Origin of the sequence: Bacillus gaemokensis (genome assembly GCF_001590835.1) — a bacterium.
Taxonomy (GTDB): domain Bacteria; phylum Bacillota; class Bacilli; order Bacillales; family Bacillaceae_G; genus Bacillus_A; species Bacillus_A gaemokensis.
This window is the reverse complement of the sequence record NZ_LTAQ01000019.1, coordinates 25693-39024: the sequence shown is the minus strand read 5'-3', so window position 1 is coordinate 39024 and position 13332 is coordinate 25693. Positions and strand designations below refer to the sequence as shown.

10 protein-coding genes and 3 pseudogenes are annotated in these 13332 nt (G+C 34.1%); 3 read left to right on the top strand and 10 right to left on the bottom strand.

Translation table 11 applies throughout. The features are described from left to right. Positions 1–381 (bottom strand): annotated as a pseudogene (locus AZF08_RS16375) (IS6 family transposase); the annotation flags it as partial. A gap of 356 nt (positions 382–737) precedes the next feature. Continuing rightward, positions 738–1772, bottom strand: a complete 1035-nt coding sequence (locus tag AZF08_RS16370) for a YdcF family protein (RefSeq protein ID WP_033678653.1) — start codon at positions 1770–1772, stop codon at positions 738–740. Positions 1773–1957: 185 nt separating this feature from the next. Here AZF08_RS16370 and AZF08_RS16365 point away from each other — a divergent pair. Then, positions 1958–3142 (top strand): annotated as a pseudogene (locus AZF08_RS16365) (IS256 family transposase). Positions 3143–3366: 224 nt separating this feature from the next. Here the strand turns inward: AZF08_RS16365 and AZF08_RS16360 are convergent. After that, a complete protein-coding gene (locus tag AZF08_RS16360; RefSeq protein ID WP_033678651.1) occupies positions 3367–3645 on the bottom strand; it encodes an AbrB/MazE/SpoVT family DNA-binding domain-containing protein in 279 nt (92 codons plus the stop codon). Positions 3646–3847: 202 nt separating this feature from the next. Further along, the gene (tnpB, locus tag AZF08_RS16355; RefSeq protein ID WP_033678649.1) at positions 3848–4936 is read right to left on the bottom strand and encodes an IS200/IS605 family element RNA-guided endonuclease TnpB; all 1089 of its coding nucleotides are present in this window, start codon (positions 4934–4936) and stop codon (positions 3848–3850) included. A 920-nt stretch (positions 4937–5856) separates the two neighbouring features. Between tnpB and tnpA the strand changes: the two genes are divergently transcribed. After that, positions 5857–6273, top strand: a complete 417-nt coding sequence (gene tnpA, locus AZF08_RS16350; RefSeq protein WP_051725940.1) for an IS200/IS605 family transposase — start codon at positions 5857–5859, stop codon at positions 6271–6273. Here tnpA and AZF08_RS16345 read toward each other — a convergent pair. Next, a pseudogene (locus AZF08_RS16345) lies at positions 6214–6706 on the bottom strand (RNA-guided endonuclease TnpB family protein); the annotation flags it as partial. The gene tnpA and the pseudogene AZF08_RS16345 overlap by 60 nt on opposite strands. Before the next feature lie 129 nt (positions 6707–6835). On the opposite strand from AZF08_RS16345, the gene AZF08_RS16340 reads away from it, so the two are divergent. Then, positions 6836–7528 carry a 4'-phosphopantetheinyl transferase family protein gene (locus AZF08_RS16340; protein ID WP_033678647.1) on the top strand — a complete coding sequence of 231 codons (693 nt, stop codon included), beginning with the start codon at positions 6836–6838 and terminating at the stop codon, positions 7526–7528. 754 nt (positions 7529–8282) lie between these two features. Here AZF08_RS16340 and AZF08_RS16335 read toward each other — a convergent pair. From AZF08_RS16335 to AZF08_RS16315, 5 genes are all read right to left on the bottom strand, one after another. Next, positions 8283–9011 carry a thioesterase II family protein gene (locus AZF08_RS16335; protein WP_051725938.1) on the bottom strand — a complete coding sequence of 243 codons (729 nt, stop codon included), beginning with the start codon at positions 9009–9011 and terminating at the stop codon, positions 8283–8285. A gap of 230 nt (positions 9012–9241) precedes the next feature. Beyond that, on the bottom strand, positions 9242–10591 hold the full coding sequence (locus AZF08_RS16330) for an FtsX-like permease family protein (protein ID WP_033678645.1): 1350 nt from the start codon (positions 10589–10591) through the stop codon (positions 9242–9244). Continuing rightward, a complete protein-coding gene (locus AZF08_RS16325) occupies positions 10566–11342 on the bottom strand; it encodes an ABC transporter ATP-binding protein (RefSeq protein ID WP_033678643.1) in 777 nt (258 codons plus the stop codon). The genes AZF08_RS16330 and AZF08_RS16325 overlap by 26 nt, the downstream gene beginning before the upstream one ends. A gap of 163 nt (positions 11343–11505) precedes the next feature. Further along, positions 11506–12582 (bottom strand): sensor histidine kinase, encoded by a 1077-nt coding sequence (locus AZF08_RS16320; RefSeq protein WP_033678641.1) that lies wholly within the window; start codon positions 12580–12582, stop codon positions 11506–11508. Then, positions 12579–13304 (bottom strand): response regulator transcription factor, encoded by a 726-nt coding sequence (locus AZF08_RS16315; RefSeq protein ID WP_033678639.1) that lies wholly within the window; start codon positions 13302–13304, stop codon positions 12579–12581. The genes AZF08_RS16320 and AZF08_RS16315 overlap by 4 nt, the downstream gene beginning before the upstream one ends. Between the last annotated feature and the right edge of the window lie 28 nt (positions 13305–13332).

Genomic DNA, 13332 nt, shown 5'->3' with positions numbered 1-13332 from the left:
TCTCCAAACGTTTGTAAGAGTCTTTTCATAAAAGCATAAGCAGCCTGATGATTGCGCTTTTTACGAAGTTGAATATCCAATGTGTGCCCTTCTTTATCAATCGCACGATATAAGGTAACACCATTCTCCTTTGACTTTGATATAAGTCTCATCCAATTTCCAAGATAAATGTACATGTTTATTTTTCTTCTTCTTCCAAATTTGATAGATGACATTTCCATATCCATGAACCCAGCGCATAATGGTTGTAGGATGAACTGAAACACCACGCTCTTTCAGAATTTCAGAGACATCACGATAGCTTAAAGAAAAACGACAGTAATAGCCAACGGCTACTAAACTAATATCTTGTTTGAACTGCTTTCCTTTAAAGTATCCCATCTATGATTCTCCTCAATCTATTTTGCAAAAGTTTAGCTTACTTTAAAAAACTTTGCAACAGAACCNCTTGTTTGAACTGCTTTCCTTTAAAGTATCCCATCTATGATTCTCCTCAATCTATTTTGCAAAAGTTTAGCTTACTTTAAAAAACTTTGCAACAGAACCTAAAAAAGAATGCAAGTTTTAAATCTGCATTCTTTCTCATGTTTATATTTTAATCATTAAGCGATAAGTTTTAAAAAAGTTGTCGTTCGGAATTAACGTAAGGCCAAGATTTTTTCTTGATCTTAAATTTACTTTACATTCTAATGATGGAAAATTAATAGTTTTAAAAGAGTTTGAAATTTTTACATCAACTATACAAATAATAAGCTAAATATAGAAAATAATATAGAGATTCCAAGGATAGTCCCAACAAATCTCATATGTCGTTTACGTTCCATTACAACAATTGCAACATATTCACGGATCATTGCATTTGGCCAATAATAAAAAGCTGTTTTTGATCCAATTCCTTGACTATTAAGACCAGCTTGTCTTGCGTATATTCCAGCGCGGAAAAGATGAAAATTATTCGTTGTAAAAATACTGTTATATTCACCGTTCAGTTTTAATGAATCCATAATTTTTTTTGAAAACAACATGTTTTGATATGTATTGACAGATTTGTTTTCCTGTACAGTATGTTCGATAGGAATTCCTTTTTCAACAGCGTATTTTTGCATCGCTTCTGCTTCAGGAAGGTTTTCATCAGAACCTTGCCCGCCGGAAAAAATAATTGTCGGCGGTGTTGTAACAGCTGCTTGTTTCCAATAAAAATCAATTGCTTTATTAATTCTGCTTGCTAGAAGAGGTGGTACTTTATCATTAATTAAACCACTACCAAGAACGATGATGAAATCTTGGTTACGTTTCAGTCTATTGAATTGGTATAGGAAATAAGCCGTTAAGAAGTTTGATAAATGTATAAAGAAATATAAAATAATAAGAAATATTCCACCAAAAATAGGTAGGAGATGTAGTGAAAATAAACTTTCTGGGCTTAGGAAAGGAAATAATATGAATAATAAAATCCCTAAAGCTGCAATTAAAGTTAAGGAATTTGTAAAGCGCTTTCCTTCTCTTTGCATTAAAATTTTTGCATTAAGAAATAGACCGAACATTAAGGCAACGATACCAAAAGGTATCATAAAAATAAGTGCTAATATAGGAAGAATAACAATGAAATGTAAAATGTTATTACCAGATTCAAAAGAGGCGATAGCACAAAATAAAAGAAATGAACAAAAAAAGGAATTGAATAAAAACCCATTTATTATTTTTCTCGGGTCTTTCAAGTAAGAGTAAAGAAAAATAATAAACAAAATAAGAGGAATAATTCCAAAATACATCAAGATCATACACCTCAACTTTATAGTAATATTTATTGCTTTTTCTATATTATATGATTTTAGGGTCAATGCTAAAAAAAGAGAATATAAAATATTTTGTGTAAATGAATAAATACAAAAAAGGAAGACCTTTTCTAGTAGAATGGAGTTACCATACAACAATCCATAGAAAAGAGGTCTTCTCTATGAATCAGTTTACAACAGATCTTGTTCAAGCACTAGTAAAAAAAGAGGATATTACAGAAGTTTTTCGTGCGCATTTAGAAATGGCTGTGAATACACTCTTAGCGACAGAATTAACCGCGTTTTTAGACTATGAGAAGTACGATCGTAGTGGATTTCATTCAGGAAACTCAAGAAATGGCGCATATTCGAGAAAGCTCCATACAGAATATGGTGATCTAACACTTACCATCCCACGAGACCGAAATGGTGATTTTAAACAACAAACCGTCGCACCTTATAACCGCTCCAATGATACGCTGGAATCCTTTGTGATTCATATGTTTCAAAAGGGTGTTACAATGGCTGAAATCTCAGTTTTAATCGAGAAAATGTATGGTTATCACTATACACCTCAAACCATTTCTAATATGACCAAAGTGCTTAACGGACAAGTAGAAGCTTTTCAGTCTCGACCACTTGCCTCTCGTTATGCATGTGTCTATTTAGATGCGACATATATCGCGGTAAAACGTGAAACAGTATCAAAAGAAGCAATATATATTGCCGTTAGTATTCGTGAAGATGGTTCGAAAGAGGTGCTTGCTTATACGATTGCCCCAACAGAATCAGCATTTATCTGGAAATAACTTCTTGAAGATCTAAAAGACCGTGGTGTAGAAGAAGTCCTTTTATTCATCTCTGACGGCTTAAAAGGTATAACAGATAGTATCTTTACCGTGTATCCAAAAGCACAATATCAAGCATGTTGCGTGCATATTTCACGTAACATCTCACATAAAGTACGTGTGAATGGCCGTGCTGAAATTTGTGATGACTTCAAGTCTGTGTATCGTGCTGATAATCTGGAAATGGGTCAAAAAGCGCTTCAGGATTTCGTGGATAAGTGGAAATCCACGTATCCAAAAGTCACAAAGTCGCTTCTTGAAAATCCATATATCTTCACGTTTTATAACTTTCCCAAGTCTATTTGGAGAAGTATTTATTCAACAAATCTAATTGAATCGTTTAACAAGCAAATCAAAAAATATACGAAGCACAAAGAACAATTTCCTAATGAAGAATCGGTAGAAAGATTTCTTGTTTCACAATTTGAAACATACAATCAGCGTTTCACAACGCGTTGCCACTTAGGTCTCGATCAAGCTCGATCAGAACTAGCAGCTATGTTTGAAGATAAAAAATAAAGAACCCTCTACCAGAAAAGGAATTCTTTATTTACACAAAATTATTGACGGTACCAATTTATTAAAAGTTCATAAGGGTAATATTCTTAACTATAAATTTTAATGTATAAATAAATTATTATTTAAATGCAATTAATAAGGTTGGATGTAAGGTTTTTATATTAAATATTACAGTACGTGAAATTATTATGAAAAGTTTAAAAAAGCCCCTCGAAAGGCGCCACTTATTTTACAAGATACTGTTGTAATTCATTTATTAATAGTTCTGCACATTCTGGACTTAATGTGATCTTACCGTTTGCTAATGAACGGTTACAGTTTGACACTTCTCCTGTTACTACACAAACACCATCAGGCTCATACTTTTGTAAAATGATCGTTTCACCCTCTACAAAGATCTCTAAAGGAGATTTCTCCTTAATCCCTAGTGTATCCCTTAATTCTTTTGGAATTACCACACGTCCTAATTCATCTACTTTTCGATTTATACCTGTTGATTTCATTGAGCCTCTCTCCTCCATTTCATACCCTATACTTCTACTGTAACAAGCTTTCTCTAAAAATAAATCCTTAGGTGAACTACACACCACTTAACACCCTTACGGGTTGTTTGAAGTGGGTGCTTCTTGGGAATTAGATACTTTTGTTAGCTATCTATATTTACCAAGCTATAAGGGTAGTCCCTACCCCTAAAGAAAATACCAATTACATGGCTAATTTTAGTAAGTTGATACTTGCATTTACATCTCTGTCATGGTGGACGTGACACGCTGGACAAGTCCACTCACGAAGATTGAGGTTTTTGACTTCTTTGTTTCGGTAGCCACAACAGGAACATAATTGACTACTTGCATAATTTTTTGGTGCGATTATTAGGTCACGACCTCTCCATATTGCTTTGTAGTCAAGGTACTCTCTGAATTTAGCCCAAGAAACTTCACTGATTGCTTTGGCTAAATTGTGGTTGTTTTGTATGTTCTTCACTTTCAAGTCCTCAATCACAATTACTTGGTTTTCGTTTGTAATTTCATTACTTATTTTGTGAAGAAAGTCCTTCCGTTGATTCGCAATCTTTTCGTGAAGTTTAGCTACTTGTAGTCTGATTTTGTTTCTATTTCTTGATCCTTTCTTTTTACGTGACAAAGAACGTTGCAAAAAAGCTAATCTTTTTTCAGCTTTTCTTAGCCATTTAGGATTTTCGTATTTCGTACCATTAGATAATATTGCGAAGTTCTTCAAGCCGACATCAATACCTACTCTTGTATCAAGTTTTGGAAATGAGTGTTCTTTTTCCTCTACTAAAACAGAAGCAAAATATTTATTGGTTGGTGTTTGGGAAATTGTTACAGACTTAATCAAGCCAGAAAATTGTCTATGTTGCTTCATGCGTACGAGTGTCTTTAATTTTGGGAGTTTGATATAGCTGTTCTCAATGTAGACGGTTCCCTTTTGATTATTCGTTGTATAACTACGGTAATTGTCCTTTTTACTTTTGAACTTAGGAAATCCAACAGATTTATCACGGAAAAAATGAGCGTATGCCTTATTTAAATTCATTTGTGCATTAGCCAATGCAAGGCTATCCACTTCTTTTAGAAATAGGAATTCATCTTTATACTGTGCAGGAGTAGGATACTTAACGGACTTATCAATGGTCTTTTGGGATTCTTGATAAGAATGGATTCTATCAGCAAGCATCTTGTTATATACAAAACGTACACATCCAAATGTTTTTGCGAAAAACAACCGTTGTTCTTCGGTGGGATAGATACGATATTTGTATGCTTTCAACATTGTCTACACCTACTTTCTGCCTTGTTTTTCAATATACTGTTTGACTGTTTCACAAGATTAAATCTTAGAAATGAAGCAATTCGCCTCTTAACTATAGGAACTATGGGGATAGCCTAATGAATACGAGACCGTTCTCCCACTTCGAACGGTCCGTAAGGATGTTAAATGGTGAGTAGTTCAATATTTAGAGTGGATGTTATTGGAGATGATTTGAGGAGTTACAATGTTTGTGTTTAAGATAATATAAAAGTTTATTTAATAAAGTTTATAATTACGGCAATAATAGCAAATAAAATTATCCCTACCAAACATGAACCAGTAACAATTTGTGTGTATAACTTGTTTTTGTTATTTTCCATTGTAGTTCACTCCCGTATAACATATCATAATATTTTATGTATTATTATTTTAAATTAGGTGCGTAGTTTAAACCATTGAATGATACAATTGATTTCTTACAATTTTGTAAGATTGCTTGCGAAACTGTAAGGAATCAATCTTTTTCTCTGAACCTAGGAATGAAAATAGATTCTTCCAACCATAATGGAAACACCGCATACAGTGAGTCTATAACGTAACTTTTAATCGTAGTTCGCCCCTGTACATGGGATTTTCACAAAAGGTGGCTGATTCATTTTGGGATATTATACAATAAAATTTGCTGGATTAGATATTCATTGCGAAACAATTGTGGCTTGTGTTCTTATTGAGGGTGACGATACGAATCTGACGAAAGAGATTGAAATTTTCTCAACTTTTAACTAGGTTTCCGAAAAGAATTCTCTCACTTCAATCGTGTGAAGGGCGTAGCTCAACGATAAGTGGAAGATGAATTTTCGGTTGGCGTAAGCCAAAGTGTTTATATTCATCTGATAATTGCGTTAAAACCAGTCTGTACACATAGAAAGGTTACTAACACAATGAATTTAGATAGTAATAAACATTCAGTCTTTCTTCTGCATTATCATCTTGTACTGGTAGTAAAATACCGCAGACAAGTATTTGATGATGACATATCTAATTATGCAAAAGACATTTTTGTGAGAATCGGACAGTCATATGACATTACGCTTGAAGACTGGAATCATGACAAAGACCATGCACATGTAATTTTCAAAGCACATTCTAATAGTGAATTGTCAAAATTTCTAAATGCGTATAAAAGTGCCCGTTCTCGCTTGATAAAACGTGATTTCCCTATTGTTCGTCAGAAACTTTGGAAAGAACTGTTTTGGTCAAGAAGCTTTTGTTTGATTACAACTGGTGGTGCTTCCATCGTTAATATCTCTATCGTGATGTATGTCACAAGAAGGAAACTCCAGCTTACGAAGATTTAGATTTTTAACGTCTTTATTTTAGTGACCACAACTTGAACATAGTTGGCTGGAAGCAAACGTTTTTGATACAACGACAACTTTCTTCTTGTACCATTTTGCTTTGTATTCCAACATGTGTCTAAACTGTGAATAAGAACCTTCGCTAATTGCTTTTGCAAGTTTACCGTTTTTCAGCATATTTCTTACTTGTAGATCCTCAATACCTTTGACATCGTGGCTTTTGATGATTTCAGTAGAAACTTTATCCAAGTAACCTTTTCTTACATTTGTAATATATTCATGGATTCGTGTCACTTTCATACGTTAATTATTCCAATTCGAAGAACTTTTCGTTCTTCTGAAAAGAATGTGCTGTGCTTTTGATAGCTTTACTTCTAGTGTACAGAAGAATTTAAGTTTTTTTGTATGCAATTCCTTCTGAAAGAATGGCAAAAATTATATATTATTTATGTCAAAATTAATAAACTTGACGATAATTAACTAAAAAGATAAAATCAAATATTGAACTAGTAATTACTTTAAAACTGAAATATATCTGTAAACTAAAAAAGGGTGTTTACTTATGCTAGATGTTTATGCTGTGAAGTTAGATAAAAATATAAGCAAGAAAAAATTTGATATATTGCTAGCTTCTGTTTCAAATGAAAAACGCGAGCGAATAAACCGATTTTACAGGTTAGAAGATGCTCAAAGAACTTTACTTGGTGACATTCTAGCTAGATATATCATTTGCAAAAAATTAAATATAGAAAACTACGAAATAGATTTTCGTGTAAATAAATATGGAAAACCGTATATTGTTAATTTTAATCATATTCATTTTAATATTTCTCATTCAGGTGATTGGGTCGTAGGTTGCTGTGGTACTTCTTCAGTGGGAATTGATATTGAACGTGTGGAAGCAGTAGATATAAGTATTGCTGAACAATTTTTTTCATTAAAGGAATATAATGCTTTAAAATCAAAAAAACCTTTAAAAAAAGAAAGTTTTTTTTATGAATTATGGACTTTGAAGGAAAGCTACATAAAGGCTGTTGGCCATGGACTCTCCATCCCTTTAAACTCTTTTACAATTAAATTTGATAAAAATGGGATAACAGCTCTTAATCCTAATAATTCTGATACATACTTCTTTAAACAATATGATATAGATAAAAAATATAAAATGGCATTATGTGCAACAGATCATAAATTCCCTGATAGTGTAAAGGTTATTAACATTCACCAACTATATGAGGAGTTTATATTATTATAGGAAGTTGTATCTAATAACCCAATTAGAAATGCCTAAAATATTTTCAATTAACTATCGTCAAGTTGTAATTCCTACCCAAAATATAAATTCTCACTTAAGTAAATGGATTCACCCATCAATTTACTTAACCACAAAGGGACACCAAATAATTAACGTACCAAAGAAATTAAAACTTACTGTCACTAATTTGTATATTATGAGCTTAATGTTAAAATGAATGTCCAGACTGGAAACTGCAGAAATCTCACTTATTATCTTCGAACACCCAGCATTTTTCAACGTGATGGAAGCTTAGTTAAAATCTCCTCATACTTCTATGCAGTACCAGTCGTCTTTATTGTAAATTACCCCCTACCTATTTTATTATTTAGCCAAGAAGACTACCTCCTCAAGGAACATAAAGGGTGTATCTTAGTGAGTAGGAGGAAGATGAATTGGCTTTTTGCGTAAGCAAAAGAATGTCCTTTCGTGTTAAACTATCTTTGAACGAATTCTAGTGTGGTACTAGTTGCGTAAATAGAACTCGTCTGTTGGCTGTCGTTCGCTTATAACATTCAAGAGTCGCAAAAATAAAAAAACATCAAACTTATGGTACGAAAACCAAGTTTCAAACCGAAAACAAGACTGAAAGACGACACGAATTTCGTATCAACAACCGTAGGGACTACGGGTTAGCCTTCTAAATTCATAGCGGTTACGCTAGGAATCCCCCACTTCAAGTGTAGCTAAGTAGGGGTAGTTCAACTGACGTATATTAGATAAAATTATGATTATACAAATACTTGTGTTGAATTTCTTGATTGATAAGTTTAACAATGGATTCTACACGCTCATTTATAAAAAAATGTCCTCCTTCAAAAGGAACAATATTACAACTATTTTTAGTATATAACCTCCATCCTATTAATTCTTCTTCTAAGATATCGTCTTCTTTACCGTGAAGCACAGTTATATTGCAATCAAACTGAAAATTTCTATTAGAATAATTATAAGTTTCAATTATTCTAAAATCTGATTTTAGAATAGGGATAAAAATGTCAAGCAACTCTGGATTATTAAGTATTTCTTGAGGTGTTCCTCCCATTTGTTTAATCTCATTTTTAAACTCTTCATTCGGAAATAAATGAATTTTCTCTTTTTCATTGGAGTAGCCTTGAGGAGTTTTCCCGCCCGAGAAAAACATATGCAATGGAGTAGTTCCATTTAACTGCTTAACTTTATACGCTAATTCGTAGGCTAATAAGCTTCCCATACTGTGTCCAAAAAAAATGAAAGGCTTGTGCAAGTATGGTTTAATTTGAGAATAAATATCTTCAATTGCTTCATCTAAAGAAGAGTATAGTGGTTCATTAAATCTCTTTCCTCTTCCAGATAGTTCAATAGCATGTAATTCTATTGAACTATCTAAATACTTTTGCCAGTTAGCATATATTCTTTCTGATCCTCCTGCATAGGGAAGACAAAATAATGTTATATTATTCATAATGCTACAGCCCCTCTCTACATTTAACATTTGTCTCTTTTTTATAACTCTTATATCTATTTCTTGAAGGCATATTTAGCTCCAAACTGTTCTTCACTAAAACTTTGAATACTAAGTTAAATCTATTAATGAAACATACTAAAATAAAGGACACTGTGCAATCCTAGATATACTATAAGATATAGTTTTTCTAGAATTATCTACAGCGTCTCTCATTTAAAATTTCATAATTAAATTCTCTTTGGTAGCATACTACTTATATAGCTACGACAAGCAACAAGAAAATATATTGTCTGCATAACTAAATAAATGCCAATAACGATAAACGAATAAGACCAACTAGATGACATAAGAATATTGTCTAATGCTTTCATTGCAACTAGCGCGTGAACAATGCCAACGATGCAAGGTAAGAAGAAAATAATTCCTACCTGGGTGAAAACGATTTTTCGAATTTCACCTTCTGTTGCACCAATTCTTGTTAGCGCCTTAATTTGTGCTTGATCTTCTTTTAACTCCGTAAATAACTTAAAGTAAATCATGCTACCAGCTGCAATGAAAAACAACAAGCTGATAAACAGGCCGATAAACATCGTGATTGAGATCATTTCCTTCAGTTCTTCTTGTTGCGCTGATACTGCTAAAATAGAAAATGCCCCCGATGCCGTTACAATAATGGCACTTAAAATTGATACTATAAATAGCATCCTCGCATTATCCTTCATCTTATAACCGAGCTGAGCAATAACCATCATATTCGTACGATTGTAATAGATATTATAACGTTTCTGAATAAATCGTAACAATAATATACTGAACTGAGAGTATAATAAATATGTACCCACCACCACAGCAACCATAATACCAGTTGCCAACAAACTGAACTCTTTCATATCCAGCAAACCAAAGTTCCCGCCATTTAACATCAATGCCATGGCGTAACCAGCCACTAAAGATACAATTGCAAGTGCAACAAGCCAAGGCGAATAAAACAATTCTCCTTTTGTCTTCCGTGAAGCCTTAAGTAATTCAATGATTTCTGTACGCCCAAGCCTCAGCACACTCCAAAACGATATAAGTGTAAACAATACTAAAAAGCTACCCATTGTTAACCCGACTGCTTGAAACGGAACGGAAAATGTAATAGTATCATTCATATTAAGCAACATAGACAGTACAATAAAAAATAGCTTACTGAATAATATCCCTAAAGCAATTCCTACTGAAATTGCCAACACCGCAATTGTTAAATTTTCATAAATAACAAGTCTACGCAACTGCATACGAGTCATTCCGAATAGCGAAAACAGACCGAATTCCTGCTTTCTGGTCTTCAAAAATGCGGAATTAGAATAGAGCACAAACAGAAATGAGAAAATAACGATTACATACTCACAGAATATCATGCCTAGTCTCACTTTGTCAGCAGCTATAATATTGCCATTCACCACATCAGGATGAGCTAGAAAAGCTGCATAGATATAAAAAATCATTACAGAAAATACACTGCTCAGAAAAAAGGCACTGTACGAACGCCATTTACCTCGAATGTTACTAAACGCGAGCGAACGAAACGTCATCAAAATTCCCTCCCAAAACGCTCAATGCATCCAATATTTGTTGAAAGAAGGCTTGTCGATTTGCACCACGTCGAATTTCTGAGAACTGTCTTCCATCCTTAATAAACACAATACGCTGACAATAACTTGCTGAAAACGGATCATGAGTTACCATAAGAATGGTCGCGTTCATTTGTTCATTCATATCTTTCAGCGAATCCATTACATCTTTTGCTGCCTTAGAATCCAAGTTTCCAGTTAGTTCATCTGCAAGTACCAATGATGGCTTATGAATAAATGCACGTGCAATCGCTGCACGTTGTTTCTGTCCACCAGACACCTCATATGTACGTTTATTTAATATTTTATCAATTTGCAACCATTTAGCGAGCGGCTGAAGTTTTTCTTCAATAAGCTCAGGAGCAATACCCTCCAATACTAATGGCAAAACAATATTTTCTTTAATTGATAGTGTATCTAGTAGATTAAAATCTTGAAAAACGAAACCAAGTTCACGTCGTCTGAAAAGTGAAAGTTTCTTGTCACTTAGCTTACTTGGGTCAACACCACCAATTTTGATTTGACCAGATGTTGGACGATCAATCGTCGACAGCAGATTAAGCAGCGTCGTCTTTCCACTTCCTGAAGGTCCCATTACCCCCACAAATTCGCCGGGCTCTATAGTTAAATTAATATCATCTAATGCCTTATAAACAACTGCTCCTTTAGAGCTATATATTTTACCAAGGCCCTGTGCTTCTAGCATACTCATTATGCAATCCCTCCTCTTTATATACATAAGTATAGTTCAAAAAGGGTATTAAACCCATCGATTTCCCTTTCAAAATTGACCGTAAACCTTACAATATTGTCACTCAATTCTCCATAAAAAACAAAAAATAGTGTTATAACAACTAATAAACCTTACAATATTGTCACTTAATATCAAACATATGGATTCCACGAGGCTCATAGCTAACTATAAATGTCGTCCCTTCTCCCAAAACTGATGTTACAGACAGAGCATGCCCAAGACGATTGCACACCTCTTTTGCTAAATATAAGCCCATTCCTGTCGATTCTCCCGCTGTTCTTCCATTCTCTCCTGTGAAGAATGGTTCAAAAACCCTCGGGAGATCGTGCGATGCAATTCCAATCCCCTCATCAACCACACTCAGTTTTCCACCTCCGTGCACACTCTCCTCCAAACAGAAAACTAGTTGCTTTGCCCCTGGTTTGCCCTTACTGTATTTAATTGCATTACTCACTAGTTGGTTTAGCACGAATTTCATCCATTTCTCATCCGTTTCTATCCATGCCTCTCCATCAATCCGTGGATATATAGAATAACGAATACAAAAACTCTTATGTGCATTTATAACAGTACTAATCAACTTATGAAGTGGAATTTTTTTTAAGTGACTATCAATTTCAAACTTTTCAAGGCGTGCTGTATACAACATCATTTCCAAATCTCTTGTCATTCTGTTTGTTTCTTCCTGTATACTAACTACTAGCTGCTCTTGCTCTTCCTCCGTATATGGCATTTGCTGCAAAGCTTCTTGTATAAGCAAATCAATAACTGATACGGGAGTCTTCATATGATGCACCCATTGTAATACAAAATGATTATGTAACTCCTGTTGACGACGATATATTCTAAGCTCATTCAAATAACTACTGTATTGCTCCTGTAAGAGCCTAGCTACCAAATATTGCTCTCTTGTTACCATGGCCTGCACAATCTCTATAGCTTCTACATCGGATCGATTAATCGCATCATTAACTTGATTGTAATAAGCTTTTTGCCGAAGATAATCAATAACCAACCATAGACCCATTAAGAATAGAGAAAGCAATATAAAATAAAATATTATCCCCTCATCTATTAACCCTGAAGGACTCACATTGTCCACAAGCATAATCCCCGTACCAAGTCCAATAATGAGCAAACATAAATACATATATAACAATCTATCCTGCAAAAATAAAATTATTGTTGATTTTTTCATGAACTTTCCCCCATATGCTCCTCACTTAAGGAAAGCTTATAACCTTGGCTCCTAATCGTTTCAATCACCTTGGGCAGTCCGATTTCTTCCAACTTCTTCCTAACCCTTGTTACATTGACCGTTAGCGTATTATCATCGACAAACTGAACATCATCCCACAAGGTCTCCAAAAGCTTCTCACGAGAGACCGGCTTCCCAATTTTACGCATAAAGCATTCGGCCAGCAATCGCTCGTTTTTCGTTAACTCAACCTTCTTTTCCTTCCAACTCAGCTCATTACGTGGAATATTCAGTCGTAATCCATACACATTGATCTCATTCTCATTTATACCTAAGTCAGTTGACATAGTAGCATATTCCCCGTAAACTCTCCGCAATGTACTTTTCACTTTTGCCATTAATAAATCTAAATGAATAGGTTTTGTAATATAGTCATCACCGCCGTTTTCAATAGCCATTACTTGGTCCATCTCACCTGCCCGTGCAGATATAAAAATGATTGGTATACTTGAGCGTACTCGTATCTGCCTACACCAATAGTAGCCATCGAAATATGGTAGATTAATATCAAGCAGTACCAAATGTGGTTCATATTCCTCCAACTCAGGTAGCAAATCCCGAAACTCTGAAGCACAACACGCTTCGAATCCATATTTTTCCATATTACTTTTCAAAATAGTGGAAATCTTAGGGTCATCTTCTATAATAAAAATACGATACATAATATACCTCCTATGAATTTTTGGGGAC

Bases quoted from the DNA above. Each gene is read 5' to 3' on its own strand.
- AZF08_RS16315 (WP_033678639.1), bottom strand. From the start codon at position 13,304: ATGTATCGTATTTTTATTATAGAAGATGACCCTAAGATTTCCACTATT.
- tnpB (WP_033678649.1), bottom strand. From the start codon at position 4,936: ATGTTGAAAGCATACAAATATCGTATCTATCCCACCGAAGAACAACGG.
- AZF08_RS16330 (WP_033678645.1), bottom strand. From the start codon at position 10,591: ATGACGTTTCGTTCGCTCGCGTTTAGTAACATTCGAGGTAAATGGCGT.
- AZF08_RS16335 (WP_051725938.1), bottom strand. From the start codon at position 9,011: ATGAATAATATAACATTATTTTGTCTTCCCTATGCAGGAGGATCAGAA.
- AZF08_RS16360 (WP_033678651.1), bottom strand. From the start codon at position 3,645: ATGAAATCAACAGGTATAAATCGAAAAGTAGATGAATTAGGACGTGTG.
- tnpA (WP_051725940.1), top strand. From the start codon at position 5,857: ATGAATTTAGATAGTAATAAACATTCAGTCTTTCTTCTGCATTATCAT.
- AZF08_RS16340 (WP_033678647.1), top strand. From the start codon at position 6,836: ATGCTAGATGTTTATGCTGTGAAGTTAGATAAAAATATAAGCAAGAAA.
- AZF08_RS16320 (WP_033678641.1), bottom strand. From the start codon at position 12,582: ATGAAAAAATCAACAATAATTTTATTTTTGCAGGATAGATTGTTATAT.
- AZF08_RS16325 (WP_033678643.1), bottom strand. From the start codon at position 11,342: ATGAGTATGCTAGAAGCACAGGGCCTTGGTAAAATATATAGCTCTAAA.
- AZF08_RS16370 (WP_033678653.1), bottom strand. From the start codon at position 1,772: ATGTATTTTGGAATTATTCCTCTTATTTTGTTTATTATTTTTCTTTAC.